Raw genomic sequence first — 17,868 nt, forward strand, 5'->3', positions numbered from 1 at the left:
CGCCCCCCCCTCCCGCGCGCGCAGCTGCCGCGCCCGCCCCCGGCCGGTGCCCCGCGGGGGGGGACCCCGACTTTGGGGGGGGCCCCCCCCCCCCCCGCGGCCCCCCCGCGCCGGGTCATGTGTCATCCCAGGCTGGAGGTGAACTTGGCGAGCGCGCTCGCCAAGGTCGTGTCGAGCACCTCGACGACGTTCTCCCACTGGTCGTCGGGCGAGTGGGTCCAGGTCCAGGTCACGGTTTCGGTCGGCGACGACTCGACGATCGGGTCAGCCACCGACGAGCCCTCCTCGCTGCTGTCGGAAGTCAACATTTCGGCGTAGACGGTCAGCGTCAGCACGCCGGTCTCACCGATACCCGTCTTCTGCAGGAAAACCAGGTAGCGAAGCCGCTGGTCGAAAGCCACGAGGTGCAGACGGGTCCACCACACGCCTTCCCTGAGGTTGGCGTAGAAATCGACGCTTCGCGCGGCCCGGATCACCTGGCGTCGCCAATGACGTGCCTCCGGGCTCGGGGGTGCGGCGCTCGCGACAGTGGCTTTTGCATCGGTGTCGATGCCTTCACGCAGGAGCGCGCCGATCCTGTCCCTCATGCCCTCGAGCCAAGCGTTGATCTTCCGCTGGATCCCGTCGGCGAGTGCGGCGACCCTGGCGGACCGATCGACCGTTCCGCCGGCGGCACGCAGCTCCCGCAGTCGACCGATCCCCGCTTCGAGCACGGTCAGGGCGCCCCCGCCCTCGGCGAGCGCGTGCTCGGCGGCCACCGGGCGCTCCAGCTCACTGCGCAGGGCGCCGATCTCCAGTTCCGCGAAGAACCGCACCAGCGGCCGCAGGTCACCCTCGTTGGCCTGGTCCAAGCACCGCAGGTAGCGGGTGCGCTCCCGCCTGTCCACGACCAGCGGCGCCAGGTCGTGCTTGAGCAGGATGAGCAGCGTGAGGCACCGCGCAACACGACCGTTGCCGTCCTCGAACGGATGAATCCGGACGAAGCGGTGGTGCAACCACGACGCTTGGATGATCGGATCGCGATCGCCGTAGTCGTGGTACAGCTCGACCAACCGGTCCATCTGCGACGCCACCTGCTCGGGAGGGGTGTACTCGAGCAGTGACCCATCCGGTCGAGTCACGTGGTTGACCTGCTGCTTCCACTCACCGTGGTGCAGAGTCGCCTGGAAGACCATGCCGGTCGGGCCCGTGGCGGTGTACGTCGACTGCCGCCTGGTGAGTGCGACGTGCAGCTCCTTGATGAGGGACACCGACAGGTCCCGCCCTTCACGGGCGGACTGGACCAGGAATTCCAGGGTTTCGTACTGGGACCGGACGACTTCGAGCACGTCCTCGTTGACGGAACCGTCACCCGCGCGGGCAACCGCGTCAGCCGTCAGCCCTTCCGCGACCAAGGCTTCCGTGACGCCCCAGTCGATGTCGTAAAGGCGCTCGATGATGCCCGTTTCAATGGCATGGCGGCGCAACGACCTCCGACGCGCCTCGTGGAATGCCTCGTCGTTGGCCGAAACAACGGATTTCCACGCACCTTGGATGGCCCGTACCGTGTCGAGCAGCGGCTGGAGGTCGCCGTTGAGCGTGGGAAGCGGTTCGACCTCAGTCCACGGCATGTCGGCCATCGTCACCGGCGGATGGTATCGCCGGTCAGGCGACTACCTTCACCGGGCGCACCTGCTGACGGCCGCCACGGCCTGATCGACCTGCGCGGGCTCGACGAAGTAGTGCGGTGACGCCCTCACCACCTCGGCGAGCCCGCGCCGGGTCATGTCCAGCAGCGTGGACGACGCCGTGCTGACGGTGACGGTGACGCCGTCGCGGGCCAGCCGGTCGCGCACCTCGGTCGCCGGCAGGCCGTCCACGGTGAACGTGACGATGCCCGACTTGCGCACGCCGGGGTCGCGCACCGTCACGCCGGGCAGCGCGGCCAGGCCCTCCCGCAGCCGCCGCGCGCGGTCGCCGACCTCCCGTTCGATCGCGTCCAGGCCCTTGGCCAGCGCGTACCGGACCGCCGCGATGAGGCCGAGCCGGTCGGCGACGCTCGACTCCCAGATCTCGTGCACCCGGGCGTCGTCGCGCAGCCGGATCTCGTCCGGCGCGACCCACTCGGCGCTGTGCAGGTCGACCAGCCGGGGCCGCAGACGGGCGGCGGCCTCGCGGCGCACGACCAGCACGCCCGTGCCGCGCGGACCGCGCAGCCACTTGCGCCCGGTGCCCGTGATCAGGTCCACGCCCAGCTCGTCGGCCCGCACCGGCAGCTGCCCGATCGACTGGCACGCGTCCAGCAGCACCAGCGCGCCCACCTCGTGCGCGACCTCGGCCACCTCGCGCGCCGGGTTCACCAGGCCGCTGTTCGTCGGCACGTGCACCAGGGAGACGAGCTTCACCCGCTCGTCCAGCATGTCCTGCAACGCGGTCACGTCCACCTGCCCGGACGGGTCCGACGGCACCGCCTCGGCGGTCGCGCCGACCTCGCGCGCCCGGTGCAGGATCGGGATCGCGGTGCCCGCGTACTCCGCCTCGCTGAACAGCACCCGGTCGCCCGCGGCCAGCGGCACCGCGTCGAACGCGGTCAGCCACGACCGGGTGGCGCTGTCGGTGAACGCGACCTCGTCCGGCGACGCGCCCAGCAGCTCGGCCACCACCGCGTAGCCCTCCCGCAGGTCGTCGGCCCGCTCCCGGGCGGCGACGTACCCGCCGACCTCGGCCTCCCGCCGCAGGTGGCCGATCACCTCGTCCAGCACCTCGCGCGGCGGCAGGGAGGACCCGGCGGAGTCGAGGAAGATCGTCACTGCGTCCCCTTAGGCTCGTGGATACCCCACTATCGCCAACGGAGTGCAAGAAGACCAGGGGTCAGCGGGGAGTCCACTTCTCCAGGTTCCACCACGGCCCCCAGGACAGCGCGCCGCGCTCGGCCGGGTCCACGACCTCCTGGTAGCCGTTCCAGTTCTCCCGCACCACGTACGTGTGCTGCACGGAGGCCAGCACGACCATGCCGGGCGCGGCCACGTACGCCCGCTGGAACTGCTTGTACGCCGCCGCCCGCTGCGCCGGGTCCAGCAGCGTGCGGCCGGTGTCGAGCGCGGCGTCCACCTGCGGGTTCGAGTAGCCCCACGGGTTCGGCGTGTGCAGCTGCCGGTAGGTCATCAGGTCCGGGTCGAACGGGGTGCCGCCGCCGTGCAGCGACGCGTCCGCGCCGAGCCGGGGCGTGATGGCGTCCGGGCTCAGCCCCGCGAGCTGCACGTCGATGCCGACCGCCTTGGCGTCCGCGGCGAACGCGGTGGCCAGGTCGGCCCGCACCACGTCGCCGATCGGGTACATCAGGGTGAACCGTGCGGGCACGCCGCCCCGCGCCCGCACGCCGTCCGCGCCGCGCACCCAGCCCGCCTGGTCGAGCAGCAGCTCCGCCTGCGCCTTGTCGTGGGAGAACCGGGCCCCGGTCTCGACGAACTCCGGCAGCGCCCCGGGCACCGGCGTGCTCGCCGGCTCGCCCTTGCCGCCGAGCAGGTTGTCGACCATGCCCTTGCGGTTGACCGCGTGGTTCAACGCCATCCGGATCGCCGCGTCGCCGGTCACCGGCCCGGTGGGCAGCGTGACCGCGCGCAGGTCGGCGGTGCGGTGCGTGATCACCCGCAGGCCGTTGGCGTTGCCGAACGACGCGGCCAGCCGGGGCGGCAGCTCGGTGCCGTCGAACTCGCCCGCCTGCATGCGCTGGGCGCGCGTGTTGTCGTCCGGCACGAACACCACGGTCAGCTTGCGGATCCCGGGCTCGCCGCCGAAGTAGGAGGCGTTGGCCTCCAGCACCATCCGGTCGCCCTTGCGCCACTCCACGAGCTTGTACGGGCCGGTGCCGACGGGCCGCACGTCGCGCAGCGGCACGTCGAACGCCTCGCTGGGCAGGATGCCGAGCACCAGCGTGTGCGGGAACGCCGCCCACGGCCTGGCCAACGTGAACCGCACGGTGCGCACGTCGAGCTGCTCGACCCCGGTCAGCTCCGCGTACGCGGCCCGTTCGGTCGAGCCGGACGCCGGGTCGAGCAGCGCCCGGTAGGTGGCCACCACGTCCTCGGGCCCGAACGACGTGCCGTCGGTGAACTTCACGTCCTCGCGCAGCGCCACGGTCCAGCTCAGCCCGTCCGCGGCGGGTTGGGGCGCGTCCGCCGCCAGCCGGGGCCGCACCGACCCGTCCGCGCGGTGGTCCACCAGCCCGTCGTAGAGCTTGGACACGCCCTCGCGGCCGTAGCCGAGCAGCGGGTTCAGCGTGGTCGGCTCGACCGGGTCGGCCAGCACGAGCGCGCTGTTGTCCGACGTGCCCTCGGCGCTGGGCGTCGTCGTGCCGGTGCAGCCCGCGGCGGCGAGGACGGCCGCGACGACGAGCGGGGGCAAGAGGGAGCGCACGGGACCCGACACTACCTAGAGTGGGCCGCATGCGTGTCGCCCTGTGCCAGATCAGCTCGTCCACCGACCCGGCGGCCAACCTCGACCTGGTGCGTTCGGAGACCGCGCGCGCGGCGGCCGGCGGCGCACGCCTGGTGGTGTTCCCGGAGGCCACGATGTGCCGGTTCGGCGTGCCCCTCGGGCCCGTGGCCGAGCCGCTGGACGGGCCGTGGGCGAGCGCCGTGCGCGACATCGCCGACGAGCACGGCGTGGTCGTGGTGGCGGGCATGTTCCGGCCCGCGCCCGACGGCCGCGTGACGAACACCCTGCTGGTCACGGGCGGCGGGCACCACGTCGGCTACGACAAGATCCACCTGTTCGACGCGTTCGGGTTCACCGAGTCCCGCACGGTCGCGCCCGGCGCCGCGCCGGTCGCGGTGACCGTCGACGGCGTCACGATCGGCCTCACCACCTGCTACGACGTGCGGTTCCCCGAACTGTTCCGGGAGCTGGCCGACCGCGGCGCGACGGCCGTGCTGGTGTGCGCGTCGTGGGGCGCGGGTCCGGGCAAGCGCGAGCAGTGGGAGCTGCTGGTGCGCGCCCGCGCGCTGGACTGCACGTCGTGGGTGCTGGCGTGCGGCCAGGCCGACCCCGGCGTGGACCACGGCGCGCCCACCGGCGTGGGCTACAGCACGGTCGCCACGCCGCTGGGCGCGGTGGTCGAGCAGCTGGCCGGCGAACCGGGTCTCATCCTGACCGAAGTGGACACGGAGAGTGTCACGCGCGCGAGGGAAACGTTGCCCGTCCTGGCGAATCGTCGTCTCTGAATCTCTTTCGGGGGGCGTTGCCTCACACGAACAGGTGGCGGCCGAATAGGTGGCGTCGGGCCGCGGGAAGCCTCCTCCGGGACGAAAAACGAGACCCGGAGGGGACACGGCCATGATCAACCAGGCCGAAGTGGACCGCCTGTACGACTGCGAAGTGATCGACGAGCACGGTGAGCGCATCGGCTCGGTGAAGCAGGTGTGGCTGGACGACCGGGACGGGCGCCCCATGTGGGCCTCCGTGCACACCGGGCTGTTCGGCCTCAAGGAGTCGTTCGTGCCGATCCAGGACGCGACCCTGGGCGACGGCGTCGTGACCGTGCACGTGGACAAGCAGCAGGTCAAGGACGCGCCCCGGATCGACGTGTCCGACGAGCACATGTCCGACCAGCAGCAGGACGAGCTGTACGCCTACTACGGCCTGATCCCGTCGCACCGCACCGGCGAGCACGACCGGCTCCCGGGCCGGGAGCGCACCGGGACCACCGGCCGCACCGAGACCAAGCCGATGTCCGGCACGGGCCGGACGGGTCAACCCGCCGGGGCGGCGGGCACGGGCCGGACGGGACCGCAGGGCGGTATGCCGCAGGGCGAAGCCACCCGGGCGGCGGACGCCGGCCGGACGGGGCCCCAGGGCGGCATGCCGCAGGGCGACGTGCGCGGCCGCGGCCGCCACGAGGCCCGCGAGGGCGGCGACTCCGTCACCCGCTACGAGGAGGACATCGAGGTCGGCACCCGCGACGTCGAGGCCGGCCGGGTGCGCCTGGTCAAGCACACGGTGACCGAGCAGCGGGACGTGAGCGTGCCGGTGACGCACGAGGAGGTGCGCGTGGTGCGCGAGCCCGCCGAGGGCGCGCCCACCGACCGCGCGTTCACCGACGAGGAGGCCGAGGTGACGCTGCGCCGGCAGGAGCCGGTGGTCGAGAAGAAGACCAAGCCGGTCGAGAAGGTCCGGCTCGACAAGCAGAGCGTCACCGAGGAGGAGCACGTCCGCGGCGAGGTGCGCAAGGAACGGGTGGACGTGGAGCGCGACGACCGGACCAGGCGGCGCGACTCCTGAACAGGGCGTGCCCGCGCCTGTGCCCCCGGCGCGGGCACGCTCCCGCTCAGCGCAGGTCCAGCCCCAGGTCGAGGGCCGGCGCGGAGTGCGTGAGCCCGCCCACGGCCAGGTAGTCCACGCCGGTTTCGGCGTAGGCCCTGGCCACGTCCAGCGTCAGCCCGCCGGACGCCTCCAGCGCGACACCGCCCGCCCGGCGCACCGCCTCCGCGCACTCGGCGGGGGTGAAGTTGTCCAGCAGGACCAGCTCCGCGCCTTCGGCCAGGGCCTCGTCGAGCTGGTCCAGCGAGTCGACCTCGACCTCGCACGCCAGGTGCGGCGCGTGGGCGCGCACGGCCGCCAGCGCGGCCCGCACCGAGCCCGCGGCGCGCACGTGGTTGTCCTTGATCAGCACCGCGTCGCCGAGGCCGAGCCGGTGGTTGACGCCACCGCCGCAGCGCACCGCGTACTTCTCCAGCAGCCGCAGGCCCGGCAGCGTCTTGCGGGAGTCGCGCACGCGGGCCTTGGTGCCCGCGACCTCGTCCACCCAGGCCGCGGTCAGGGTGGCCACGCCGGACAGGTGGCACAGCAGGTTCAACGCGGTCCGCTCGGCGGTGAGCAGGCCGCGCACCGGGCCGCGCAGGACCAGCGCGGGCTCGCCGGGCACGGCCTTGTCGCCGTCCTCCCGCCGCTCCAGCACCTCCACGTCGGCGACCTGCCGGAACACCTCCAGCGCCACCGGAATGCCCGCGAGCACCCCGGCCGCGCGGGGCGTCAGCTCCGCGACCGCCACCGCGTCCGCCGGCACGGTCGCCTCCGTCGTCGCGTCCGCGCCGTACCGGAGGTCCTCCTCCAGCGCCGTCGCGATCACCCGACGCGCGTCGTCCAGGTCCAGGTCGATGTTCACGCCACTCCCCTCGCCACCGCGGGATCGGCCAGCACGGGCTGGCCGGACGGGTTGAGCCGGACCACCTGGCTGCGCTGCCCGCGCACGTCGTCCCGCTCGGTGAAATCGGTGCGCACGTGGCACCCGCGCGACTCCTCGCGCTCCGCCGCGGCCGCGATCAACGCCCGCGCGGCCACCGTGAGCGCGGCGTCCTCGACCAGCTGCCGGCTGTCCAGCACGCGGTCCGCGGTGGACAGGTCGAGCACCGAGCCGACCACGGCCAGTCCCTCGGCGTCGCGGCCGATCGCCGCGTAGCGGGACATGACGCGCTGCAACGAGTCCCGGTCCGCCACCGGCGCGGTCGGCAGGTCCACCGCGACCGCCGCGAGCGGGCGGGCCAGCACGCCCAGCGCGAGGTCCGCCGCGACCGCCTCGGCCGCGCGCGTGCCCACGACCAAGCCCTCCAGCAGGCTGTTGGAGGCCAGCCGGTTCGCGCCGTGCAAGCCGGTGCGGGCCACCTCGCCCGCCGCGTACAGGCCCGTCACCCCGGTCCGTCCGTCCACATCGGACACCACGCCGCCGCACGCGAAGTGCGCCGCGGGCGCGACCGGGATCGGGTCGGCCGCCGGGTCGACGCCCGCCGCGAGGCAGGCCGCGTGCACGGTCGGGAACCGGCGCGCGAAGTCGGAGATGCCCGTGGCGTCGAGGAAGACGTGGTCGTCCACGCCGCCGGGGCCGTCGGCCATGTGCCGGGTGATCGCCGCGGCCACCACGTCGCGCGGCGCGAGGTCCGCCAGCGGGTGCACGCCGCGCATGACCCGCGCGCCGGTCGCGTCGACCAGCACCGCGCCCTCGCCGCGCACCGCCTCGGTCACCAGCGGGCAGCGGCCCCGTGCGCCGCGCCCGGTGTAGAGCACGGTCGGGTGGAACTGGACGAACTCGACGTCCGCCGCCACCGCGCCCGCGCGCAGCGCCAGCGCGAGGCCGTCGCCGGTGGCCACCTCCGGGTTCGAGGTGGCCTGGTAGAGCTGGCCGAGGCCGCCGGTGGCCAGCAGCACGGCGGGCGCGCTGAGGACGCCGGGCACGCCGTTGCCGTCCAGCACCAGCAGGCCGCACACCGCGCCGAGCGGCGTGCGCACCGCGTCCACCGCGATGTGGTCCTCCAGCAGCGGCACCCGGCCGTCGGACGCCGCGGCCAGCAGCGCCCGCTCCACCTCCGCGCCGGTCGCGTCGCCGCCCGCGTGCACCACGCGGAACGCGCTGTGCCCGCCCTCCCGCGTGCGGGCCAGCCCGCCGGTCGGCGCGGCGTCGAACACCGCGCCCCGCTCGCGCAGCCGCGTCACCGCGGCCGGGCCGTCGGCGATGATCGCCGCGACCGCGGCCTCGTCGCACAGCCCCGCGCCCGCGACCAGCGTGTCCCGCACGTGCGCGTCGACCGTGTCGCCCTCGTCGTGCTCGCCGGGCAGCACGACCGCCACGCCGCCCTGCGCCCAGCGCGTGTTGCCGTCGCCGCCGGCCGCCTTGGTCACGACCAGGACCCGCAGCCCCAGCTCACGCGCGCGCAGCGCCGCCGTCAGCCCGGCCACCCCCGTGCCGACCACGAGCAGGTCGGCGCGGGCCTCCCACAGGGGCGTGCTCATGACTCCTCCTCGCCGGGGCTCGGAGAACCCGTGGGCGTGCTCGTGGCGCGCGACGGCGCCACCCCGCTCATTCGCCGCCGCCGGGCTGCCCGATCTCGATCATGCGCTGCACCGCGCCCTGCGCCCGCTTCGCGGTCTCCAGGTCGACGTGCACCTCGTCCTTGCCCTCCCGCAGCCCGCGCAGCAGCGCGGCGGGGGTGATCATCTTCATGTACCGGCACGACGCCCGGTCGTTCACCGCGCGGAAGTCGATCTCCGGCGCGGCCCGGCGCAGCTGGTGCAGCATGCCGATCTCGGTCGCCACGAGCACCGACTTCGCGCTGGTCCGCCGGGCGGCGGTGATCATGTCGCCGGTCGAGAGGATCTTCACCTTGTCGGCCGGGACGGTGCCCTCGCCCGCGAGGTAGAGCGCCGACGTGGCGCAGCCGCACTCGGGGTGGATGAACAGGTCCGCGTCCGGGTTCGCGGCCGCGCGCTCGGCCAGCTCCGGGCCGTTGATGCCGGCGTGCACGTGGCACTCGCCCGCCCAGACGTGCAGGTTCTCCCGGCCCGTCTCGCGCTTGACGTGCGCGCCGAGGAACTGGTCCGGCAGGAACAGCACCTCCCGGTCCTCCGGGATCGACCGCACCACGTCCACCGCGTTCGACGACGTGCAGCAGATGTCGGTCTCGGCCTTCACCTCGGCCGTGGTGTTGACGTAGGAGACGACGATCGCGCCGGGGTGCTCGGCCTTCCACGCGCGCAGCTGCTCGCCCGTGATCGAGTCGGCCAGCGAGCAGCCCGCCCGCTCGTCCGGGATCAGCACGGTCTTGTGCGGCGCGAGGATCTTCGCGGTCTCGGCCATGAAGTGCACGCCGCAGAACACGATGGTGGACGCGTCGCTCGCGGCCGCGATGCGGCTCAGCGCCAGCGAGTCGCCGGTGTGGTGGGCGATGTCCTGGATCTCGGGCAACTGGTAGTTGTGCGCGAGGATGACCGCGTCGCGCCGCCGGGCCAGCTCCAGCACCTCGTCGCGCCAGGCGGCGTCCGGCGCGATGCCGTCGTAGGCGCCGTCGGAGGTCCGCTCCACGTAGGCGGTGGCGACCATGGGTTCCTCCCTTGAGCCAGGTTTTCGCCTAACGGTCGAAAACGTGGCCGATAGTATCAGCCGAGTGGGACTGGCGGTACATGAGGTGCTGGCCGCGGTGCTCCAGGTGAGAGCCGGATCACTCCAGGTCATGCTGTGGGAACGTGCCCGGGAACCGCACGCCCGCCGCTGGTCGCTGCCCGGTGGCGGGCTCGGCGACGACGAGGACGTCGAGGCGTCGATCCGGCGTCAACTGGCGGAAAAAGTCGACGTGCGACAGTTGTCACACGTCGAGCAGCTGGCCGTGTTCAGCAACCCGGCGCGGGTGCCGGGGCCGCGCGTGGTCGCGACCGCGTTCCTCGGCCTGGTGCCCTCGCACATCGACCCGGTGGTGCCGGCGGACACCGCGTGGCACCCCGTGGACGCGCTCCCCCCGACCGCGTTCGACCACGAGGCGATCTGCGTCCGGGCCCGCAGCCGGCTCGCGTCGAAGCTGTCGTACACGAACCTCGGTTTCGCGCTGGCCCCGCCGGAGTTCACCATCTCCGCCCTGCGCTCGCTGTACTCGGCGGCGTTGGGCTACAAGGTCTCGGCGACGAACCTGCAACGCGTGCTGTCGCGGCGGGGGCTGCTGGAGCCGACCGGCGGGACCATGCAGTCCGGGCCGTCCGGCGGCCGGCCCGCGGCGCTGTTCCGGTTCGTGTCCGGCGAAATGCGGGTCACCGACCCGTTCGCCGTGCTGCGGCCACCCTCCACCCGTAGCTTGGGGTCGTGACCACGACGCTGCCCCTGTTCCCGCTGGGCACCGTGCTGCTGCCCGGGGCGTCCCTGCCGTTGCACGTGTTCGAGCCGCGGTACCGGCAGCTCACCGTCGACCTGGTCACGGGCGCGGTGCCGGAGCGGACGTTCGGCGTGGTGTCGATCAAGCAGGGGTGGGAGGTCGGCGCGGAGAACGTGGCGGCGCTCCACGACATCGGCTGCACGGCCGTGCTGCGGGAGGCGCGGCGGCTGCCGGACGGCCGGTTCGACCTGACCACCCGGGGCGGCCGGCGGTTCCGGCTGCTGGACGTGGACGAGGACAGCGCGCCGTACCTGGTGGCGTCGGTGGAGTGGCTGCCGGACACGGCGGGGCCGCCGGAGGTCGAGGCGGTGCTGCCGCTGCTGGCGGAGAGCGCGCGGGCGGCGCACGGCCGGTACCGGGAGGCGGCGTTCCAGAGCGCGGGGCGGCGGCCGCCGGGGCCGGACGTGGCGGTCGCGGACCTGGCGTACGCGCTGGCGGGCGACTGCCTGCTGACGATGGAGGACCGGCAGCGGCTGCTGGAGGAGACCTCGCCCGCCCGGCGGCTGCGCCTGGTGCGGAAAGTGCTGCACCGCGAGGCGGGCATTCTGGACGCGTTGAGCGCCGTGCCCGCGCCGTTGTCGGAATTGGGCCACCTGCCTCATCGCAACTGACCTGTTCGGCCGTCGGTGTACGATCCGGGAATGAGCACCATGCGCGCGCTGGTCGACGGCGGTGTCCCCCTCGTCGCGGTGAGCTTCGACGACCACGAGAGCGCGCGTGCGGCGGCGGAAGCCCGTTCCCTCGGGGTGGACGTGGCCGAATTGCGCATCGACCGGTTCGCCCGGACGGACGTCGACCACGTGCGCGAGCAGGTGCGCGCGTTCTCGGGGTTGCCGGTGCTGGCGACCGTGCGCTCGGCGGCCGAGGGCGGCGGGTGGACCGGGTCGGAGGAGGCGCGGCTCGAGGTGTTCCGCGCGGTCGCGCCGCTGGTGGACGCGGTGGACGTCGAGTTGTCGTCCGGCGCGATCCTGGCCGACGTGATCGCCGCGGCGCGGGCGCACGACACGCTGGTGATCGTGTCGTACCACAATTTCGACCACACCCCGGACGGGGCGGAACTCGCCGAGGTCGCGCGTGCCGCGAAAGAGGCCGGCGCGGATGTGGTGAAGATTTCCACGATGGCCAACTCGAACGCGGACCTGAAAGTCCTCGCGTCATTGTTGGTGAATGCGGACGACGATTCGAAAATGATCGTGATCGCGATGGGCGAGATCGGCACGGCGTCCCGCATCTTCTTCCCGGCGCTCGGTTCGCTGGTGACTTACACGTTCATCGGGCACCAGCCCACGTCGGGTCAGCTCGACTTCGCCGAGACGTTCCGGCTCATGCGCCGGTTCCACCCGGCGTACGACCGGCGCAAGAGCGCCGAGCCGGAGCCGAGCGCGACCGCCTGACCGGCGTCACCCCCGTGCCGCACGTCCCGCCACGACCGGGGCGTGCGCTTCGGCGTGCCCCGAGCGTTGAACTCGGGGGTCATGAACGTAGGACTCACGGGTCCTGAACGTAGGACTCTCGGGTCCTGAACGTAGGACACGCGCGTTCTGGAGGTAGGACACGCGAGGGTCGCTCGATTGCAGTATCGTGGGATTGTTCAACAATCCTCTACGGTGTGGGGCACGGCACACCCACACCAGCGAGGTGATCAGCGACATGAGCACCACGGACACCGACACCGCGAGGGGCGGACCGCTCGCCTGGTTCCACTCGCTCGGCCGCGACGGCAAGCGGGCCTTCGTCGGCGCGTTCGGCGGCTACGGCCTCGACGCGTACGACTTCCAGGTCCTGCCCCTGGCCCTGTTCGCCATCACCGCCCACTTCGGCCTCACCACGGGCCAGGCGGGCCTGCTCAACACCGTCACCCTGGTCGTGTCCGCCCTCGGCGGCGCGATCGCGGGCGTCCTCGCGGACCGCGTCGGCCGCGTCCGCACGCTCATGGTCACGGTCGCCACCTACGCCGTCTTCACCGTCCTGTGCGGCTTCGCCACCAGCTACGAGACGCTGCTGGTCTTCCGCGCGTTGCAGGGCCTGGGCTTCGGCGGCGAGTGGGCGGCGGGCGCGATCCTGGTCGCCGAGTACTGCAAGCCGCGGTACCGGGGCCGGACGGTCGCGTTCATCCAGAGCTCGTGGGCCGTCGGCTGGGGCCTGAGCGTGGTCGTCTACACCGCCGTGTTCAGCTTCCTGCCGCAGGACGTCGCCTGGCGCGTGCTGTTCTGGACCGGCGCGATCCCCGCGCTCCTCGTGTTCTACGTCCGCCGCAACGTCAAGGACGCGCCGAAGGCCGAGCGGGCGTTGGGCGCGAACCCGCGCAAGGGCAGCTTCGGGGCGGTCTTCCGGGGCGGGCTCGGCCGCACCACGCTGTTCGCCGCGCTGCTGGCCACCGGCGTGCAGGGCGGCTACTACACCCTCGCCGTCTGGGTGCCCACGTTCCTCAAGACCGAGCGCGGGCTCAGCGTCGTCGGCACCGGCGGTTACCTGGCCCTGCTCATCGGCGGCGCGTTCACCGGTTACGTCACCGGCGGCTACCTGACCGACCTGCTGGGGCGCAAGCGCACGTTCACCCTGTTCGCCGTGCTCAGCGCCATCCTCATCGTGCTGTTCACCCAGGTCCCGCCCGGTGCGAACGGCCTGATCCTGCTGGTCACGTTCCCGCTCGGGTTCACCACGTCGGCGATCTTCAGCGGCTTCGGCTCCTTCCTCGCCGAGCTGTACCCGACCGAGCTGCGCGGCACCGGCCAGGGACTCACCTACAACTTCGGCCGCGCGGTCGGCGCGTCCTTCCCGGCCCTGGTGGGATTCCTGGCGGACGGCATCGGCGTTGGCGGCGCGATGATCTTCGGCGCGCTCGGCTACGGCATCGCCGTCGTCGCGCTGCTGGGCCTGCCCGAGACGAAGGGGGTGGAGCTGCGATGACCCCGGAACAGGTGCGCCGCGGCCACCGGGGGCCGACCGCCGGCCTCGCGGACGGCTACGCCCAGGCCAACCTCGTCGCGGTCCCCGCGGACTGGGCCTACGACGTGCTGCTGTTCGCCCAGCGCAACCCCAAGCCGTGCCCGGTGCTGGACGTCACCGACGCCGGTGACACCACGACGGTGCTGGCGCGCGACGCCGACCTGAGGCGCGACCTGCCCCGCTACCGGGTCTGGGAGCACGGCGAGCTGGTCGACGAGCCCACCGACGCGTCCGCGCACTGGCGCGACGACCTGGTCGCGTTCCTCATCGGGTGCAGCTTCACGTTCGAGTCCGCGTTGAAGCAGGCTCACGTCCCGCTGCGGCACGTCGAGCAGGGGCGCAACGTGCCGATGTACGTCACCGACCGCGAGTGCCGCCCGGCGGGCCGCCTGCACGGGCCGGTGGTGGTGTCGATGCGGTACGTCCCGGCCGACCTGGTCGAGACAGCCCGGGAGGTCACCGCCCGGATGCCCGCGGTGCACGGCGCGCCGGTGCACGTGGGCGACCCCGCCGCGCTCGGCATCGCGGACCTGGACCGGCCGGACTTCGGCGACCGCACCGAACCGCACGCGGGCGACGTGCCGGTGTTCTGGGCGTGCGGCGTCACGCCGCAGGCGGCGGTGATGGCCTCGAAACCACCGTTCGCGATCACCCACGCGCCGGGGCACATGTTCGTCACGGACGTGCCCGACTCGGCCTACCGGGTCTGAGCCGGGCTACCCCAGCCGTCGACCGAGGTCGTCCAGGCCGTTCCACGCGGCCAGGCAGCCGTAGGCCAGCGCCGTGCCCAGGGGCCACGCCAGCACGCCCCACCACGTCTCCAGCACCGGGGCCAGGGCGAGGACGTCACCCACCCGGGGCGCGGCGTCGACGGCGTACCGGCCGGCCGCCGCGCCGGTGCCGGTGAGCTGCGCCAGGTAGGCCGCCACGGCCGCGCCGAGCGTGGCCGCGAGCATCACCACCGGTCCCCGCCGCTCCCGCAGCATCCACACCGCGATGCCGGTGAGCAGCCCGGCGCCCAACCCCATCAGCACGAACACCATCAGCCCGTCGAGCCGGTGGTAGCTCTCGCCGGTGACCGCGATCATCGACCCGTCCTGCTGCGCCACCACGTTCTGCGGCGGCGCGAGCCACGCCCACAGCCACCCCACGGGCAACCCGAACAACGAGATCGCGGACAGCACGGAGAACGCGGGCAGCAGGTCGCGCTTCACCACCACGCGCGGCCGTTGCGCCACGTAGTAGTACTCGAACGCCGGCGCGGGTGGCACCCGAACGGGCGTCGCCCGCTCGTCCACCGGTTGCTCCGCCACCCGACGACCTCCCTGCACCCGTGACCCGACGCAGGGCAGGTTACCGCGCGGAGGTGATCTCGCCGTGACGGCTGCACGTGGCCGTCCACCCGGTGGGGGTCACCTGCACCACCATCCGGCGCGCGCACTCGGCGCAGAACCGCGGCGGGTCGATCACGCCGAGCCGCGACGCGCACGCGGCGTGATCGGCCCCGTCCCGCTCCCTGCCGCAGAAGCCGCAGTACGCCGGCGCTCCGCCCGTCACAGCGCCTTGCCCAGTTCCTTGATCGGCATCGACAGCTCGGTCAGCATGTCCAGGTCGTCCTGGGCCGGGCGGCCGAGGTTGGTCAGGTAGTTGCCGACGATGATCGCGTTGACGCCGCCCAGCATGCCCTGCTTCGCGCCGAGGTCGCCGAGGGTCAGCTCGCGGCCGCCCGCGAAGCGCAGGATCGTGCGCGGCAGGGCGAGCCGGAACGCGCCGACCGTCCGCAGCGCGTCGGGGCCCTCGACCACCGGGTAGTTCTCGTAGGGCGTGCCGGGGTTGGGGATGAGGAAGTTCAGCGGCACCTCGTCGGGCTCCAGCTCCGCGAGCTGCACGGCGAACTCGGCGCGCTGCGCCGGCGTCTCCCCCATGCCGATGATGCCGCCGCAGCAGACCTCCATGCCGGCCGCGCGGACCATTGTCAGCGTGTCCCAGCGCTCCTCCCACGAGTGCGTGGTGACCACGTTCGGGAAGTGCGAGCGCGCCGTCTCCAGGTTGTGGTTGTAGCGGTGCACGCCCATGTCCACCAGCTCGTCCACCTGCTCCTGCGTGAGCATGCCGAGCGAGCAGGCGATCTGGATGTCGTTGCCGTCCTCGCGGATGGCCTTGATGCCGTCGCGCACCTGCGACAGCAGCCGCTTGTCCGGCCCGCGCACGGCGGCGACGATGCAGAACTCGGTCGCGCCGGTCTCCGCGGTCTGCCGGGCCGCCTTCACCAGGCCGGGGATGTCCAGCCACGCCGAGCGCACCGGGGACGGGAACTGGCCGGACTGCGAGCAGAAGTGGCAGTCCTCGGGGCAGCCGCCGGTCTTGAGCGAGACGATGCCCTCGACCTCGACCTCCGGTCCGCACCAGCGCATCCGGACCGCGTGGGCCAGCTCCAGCAGCTCCGGGATCCGCTCGTCGGGCAGCCGCAGCACCTCCAGGACCTGCTCCTCGGACAGCCCGACGCCCCGCTCCAGCACCTGCTCGCGGGCGACGCCCAGGACATCGACCTGTTCGGGGGCTGCGGTCACGGCTTCTCCTCGTCGACTCCGGCGGTGGTCCGCCGAGCAGTCTGCCGCACCGACCCGGACGCGCCCCAGCGATGTGCGTCACTGGCCGCGGTGGACAACCCGGTCGGCGTACCGCGTCAACAGGTGTGCGGCGCGGCGAACTTCTCCGGGTCGAACGTGCCGCCGAACCACGGCGACAGCCCTTCCCGGGCCGCGGCGAGGAACTCGGCCCGACCCAGCGCCGCCGCGCCGTCCGGCAGCACGCCCAGCAGCGGCGCGCCCGCGGCCTCGGGCAGGTCCACCAGGTTCGTGCGCGAGGCCAGGTCGGGCTCGGCGGGCCAGCGGCCGACGACCACGCCGACGGACTCCAGGCCCCGGCGGAGCAGCGCCTCGGCGGTCAGCGCGGTCGTGTTCAACGTGCCCAGGCCGGCGTGCGCGACCACGAGCACCGGCGCGTTGAGCGCCCAGGCCGCGTCGGCGATGGTCGAGCCCGCGTCGTCGAACCGGACCAGCAGCCCGCCCGCGCCCTCGACCAGCACGAGGTCGTGCGTCTCGTCCAGGGCCACGGCCGCCGAGGCGACCTGGCTGGGGTGCACGGTCGGCAGCCCGGACCGGCGGGCGGCCGTGGCGGGCGCCAGCGGGTCGGGGTAGCGGCGCAGCTCGCGCGTGGTGACGGGGCCCGCGAGGCGGACCACTTCGGCGAGGTCGCCCGGCTCGCCGTCGGCGACACCGGTCTGGGCGGGCTTGAGCACGGCGACCCGTCGACCGTCGGCCGAGGCCAGGGCCGCCAGGGCGGCGACGACCACGGTCTTGCCGACCTCGGTGCCCGTGCCGGTGATCACGAGGACGCTCACGGGCACTCACCCTAAGCCTGTGCGGAGCGTCGCGGGTCCCGCTGTGTCGCAGTCACCACTACGAGTGAGCGAAAGGGCCACGGTCGGGGCGGTGCGGCGGCCGAAGGGGTGCCTGCGGGACGGCGAAGTGCGGCCGCTCGACCGATGCGCGGACCGTAACGGGCTTTCGCGTTCTACAGTCACCTGCATGAGTGAGATCGTTCTCTACGGCGCGGACTGGTGCGGCGACTGCCGGCGGGCGAAGGCGTGGCTGCGCGAGCACGAGGTGCCGTTCACCGAGATCGACGTCGAGCAGGACGACGCGGCGCGCGACCGGGCCGTCGAGTTCGCCGGCGGGCGCAAGAACATCCCCGTGGTCGTGCTGCCCGACGGCCGCGTCCTGGTGGAGCCCACCAACACCGAGCTGGCGGCGGCGGTCGAGCGCTGACGTGGGCAAGAAGGGCAGGCGCAAGCGTCGCCAACAGATCACGCAGCGCACCCGCGACAACGCCTCGATCCGCGCCGCCGAGGCGGTGCAGCGGAAGGGCTGGTTCCAGCGGCAGAGCGGCGGCGTGCAGACCCTGGTCATCCTGGGCGGCATCGCCGGCGTGGTGCTCGGGCACGTCCTGCTGTGGGGCACCGTGTTCCCGGCCGTCGGCGAGGTGGTCGGCCGGGTGCCGGTCGTGTCGACGGTGACCGGGTGGCTGTTCGGCGGCGGCGCGTTCATGGCGTGGGGCGTGTTCGCCCTCAACCTGGACGTGGGGGGGGGGGGGGGCGCGGGGGGGGGGGGGCCCGCCGGGCGGCGGGGGGTGGGCGGGGGGGCGCCGGGGGCGGGGCCCGCCCCACACCCCACCCCACCCCCCCGCCACG

Annotated in this window: 18 protein-coding genes; 8 read left to right on the forward strand and 10 right to left on the reverse strand. The window is 73.4% G+C overall.

The features are described from left to right. Window positions 1-122 precede the first annotated feature (122 nt). The 3 genes from ACFXGA_RS27740 to ACFXGA_RS27750 all read right to left on the reverse strand — a co-directional run bounded on the left by ACFXGA_RS27740 (window position 123) and on the right by ACFXGA_RS27750 (window position 4,395). Window positions 123-1,619 (reverse strand): Fic family protein, encoded by a 1,497-nt coding sequence (locus ACFXGA_RS27740; protein WP_378092783.1) that lies wholly within the window; start codon window positions 1,617-1,619, stop codon window positions 123-125. 39 nt (window positions 1,620-1,658) lie between these two features. Further along, the gene (locus ACFXGA_RS27745; RefSeq protein WP_378092743.1) at window positions 1,659-2,789 is read right to left on the reverse strand and encodes an aminotransferase class V-fold PLP-dependent enzyme; all 1,131 of its coding nucleotides are present in this window, start codon (window positions 2,787-2,789) and stop codon (window positions 1,659-1,661) included. 61 nt (window positions 2,790-2,850) lie between these two features. Then, complete coding sequence (locus tag ACFXGA_RS27750) at window positions 2,851-4,395, reverse strand: ABC transporter substrate-binding protein (protein WP_378092745.1); 1,545 nt, start codon at window positions 4,393-4,395, stop codon at window positions 2,851-2,853. Window positions 4,396-4,424: 29 nt separating this feature from the next. Between ACFXGA_RS27750 and ACFXGA_RS27755 the strand changes: the two genes are divergently transcribed. Then, complete coding sequence (locus ACFXGA_RS27755; protein WP_378092747.1) at window positions 4,425-5,201, forward strand: carbon-nitrogen hydrolase family protein; 777 nt, start codon at window positions 4,425-4,427, stop codon at window positions 5,199-5,201. Window positions 5,202-5,313: 112 nt separating this feature from the next. Further along, entirely contained in the window at window positions 5,314-6,258 is a 945-nt protein-coding gene (locus tag ACFXGA_RS27760) for a DUF2382 domain-containing protein (RefSeq protein WP_378092749.1), read from the forward strand. A gap of 46 nt (window positions 6,259-6,304) precedes the next feature. Here the strand turns inward: ACFXGA_RS27760 and nadC are convergent, their stop codons facing one another. The 3 genes from nadC to nadA all read right to left on the reverse strand — a co-directional run bounded on the left by nadC (window position 6,305) and on the right by nadA (window position 9,847). Further along, window positions 6,305-7,135 (reverse strand): carboxylating nicotinate-nucleotide diphosphorylase, encoded by an 831-nt coding sequence (gene nadC, locus ACFXGA_RS27765; RefSeq protein WP_378092785.1) that lies wholly within the window; start codon window positions 7,133-7,135, stop codon window positions 6,305-6,307. A 2-nt stretch (window positions 7,136-7,137) separates the two neighbouring features. Then, window positions 7,138-8,760, reverse strand: coding sequence for an L-aspartate oxidase (locus ACFXGA_RS27770; protein ID WP_378092751.1), 1,623 nt, complete (start codon window positions 8,758-8,760; stop codon window positions 7,138-7,140). Window positions 8,761-8,827: 67 nt separating this feature from the next. Next, the gene (gene nadA, locus ACFXGA_RS27775; protein ID WP_378092754.1) at window positions 8,828-9,847 is read right to left on the reverse strand and encodes a quinolinate synthase NadA; all 1,020 of its coding nucleotides are present in this window, start codon (window positions 9,845-9,847) and stop codon (window positions 8,828-8,830) included. 64 nt (window positions 9,848-9,911) lie between these two features. On the opposite strand from nadA, the gene ACFXGA_RS27780 reads away from it, so the two are divergent. The 5 genes from ACFXGA_RS27780 to ACFXGA_RS27800 all read left to right on the forward strand — a co-directional run bounded on the left by ACFXGA_RS27780 (window position 9,912) and on the right by ACFXGA_RS27800 (window position 14,326). Then, complete coding sequence (locus tag ACFXGA_RS27780) at window positions 9,912-10,601, forward strand: NUDIX domain-containing protein (RefSeq protein ID WP_378092756.1); 690 nt, start codon at window positions 9,912-9,914, stop codon at window positions 10,599-10,601. After that, on the forward strand, window positions 10,598-11,278 hold the full coding sequence (locus tag ACFXGA_RS27785) for an LON peptidase substrate-binding domain-containing protein (protein ID WP_378092758.1): 681 nt from the start codon (window positions 10,598-10,600) through the stop codon (window positions 11,276-11,278). The genes ACFXGA_RS27780 and ACFXGA_RS27785 overlap by 4 nt, the downstream gene beginning before the upstream one ends. Window positions 11,279-11,308: 30 nt before the next feature. Next, window positions 11,309-12,061: a type I 3-dehydroquinate dehydratase gene (aroD, locus tag ACFXGA_RS27790; protein ID WP_378092760.1), complete on the forward strand. Its 753-nt coding sequence runs from the start codon at window positions 11,309-11,311 to the stop codon at window positions 12,059-12,061. A gap of 256 nt (window positions 12,062-12,317) precedes the next feature. Beyond that, window positions 12,318-13,577, forward strand: coding sequence for an MFS transporter (locus ACFXGA_RS27795; RefSeq protein ID WP_378092762.1), 1,260 nt, complete (start codon window positions 12,318-12,320; stop codon window positions 13,575-13,577). Continuing rightward, entirely contained in the window at window positions 13,574-14,326 is a 753-nt protein-coding gene (locus ACFXGA_RS27800) for a putative hydro-lyase (protein ID WP_378092764.1), read from the forward strand. Before ACFXGA_RS27795 ends, ACFXGA_RS27800 begins: the two co-directional genes overlap by 4 nt. A gap of 6 nt (window positions 14,327-14,332) precedes the next feature. Here the strand turns inward: ACFXGA_RS27800 and ACFXGA_RS27805 are convergent, their stop codons facing one another. The 4 genes from ACFXGA_RS27805 to bioD form a co-directional block, all read right to left on the reverse strand. Continuing rightward, window positions 14,333-14,929 carry a DUF2567 domain-containing protein gene (locus ACFXGA_RS27805; RefSeq protein ID WP_378092765.1) on the reverse strand — a complete coding sequence of 199 codons (597 nt, stop codon included), beginning with the start codon at window positions 14,927-14,929 and terminating at the stop codon, window positions 14,333-14,335. A gap of 40 nt (window positions 14,930-14,969) precedes the next feature. Beyond that, on the reverse strand, window positions 14,970-15,173 hold the full coding sequence (locus ACFXGA_RS27810) for a hypothetical protein (protein WP_378092767.1): 204 nt from the start codon (window positions 15,171-15,173) through the stop codon (window positions 14,970-14,972). After that, window positions 15,170-16,186: a biotin synthase BioB gene (gene bioB, locus ACFXGA_RS27815; protein WP_378092769.1), complete on the reverse strand. Its 1,017-nt coding sequence runs from the start codon at window positions 16,184-16,186 to the stop codon at window positions 15,170-15,172. Before bioB ends, ACFXGA_RS27810 begins: the two co-directional genes overlap by 4 nt. Before the next feature lie 116 nt (window positions 16,187-16,302). Then, window positions 16,303-17,019, reverse strand: a complete 717-nt coding sequence (gene bioD, locus ACFXGA_RS27820) for a dethiobiotin synthase (RefSeq protein WP_378092771.1) — start codon at window positions 17,017-17,019, stop codon at window positions 16,303-16,305. A gap of 187 nt (window positions 17,020-17,206) precedes the next feature. On the opposite strand from bioD, the gene ACFXGA_RS27825 reads away from it, so the two are divergent. Next, on the forward strand, window positions 17,207-17,446 hold the full coding sequence (locus tag ACFXGA_RS27825) for a glutaredoxin family protein (protein ID WP_378092773.1): 240 nt from the start codon (window positions 17,207-17,209) through the stop codon (window positions 17,444-17,446). The last annotated feature ends 422 nt before the right edge of the window (window positions 17,447-17,868 follow it).

This window comes from Actinosynnema sp. NPDC059335 (assembly GCF_042752395.1).
Classification (GTDB): domain Bacteria; phylum Actinomycetota; class Actinomycetes; order Mycobacteriales; family Pseudonocardiaceae; genus Actinosynnema.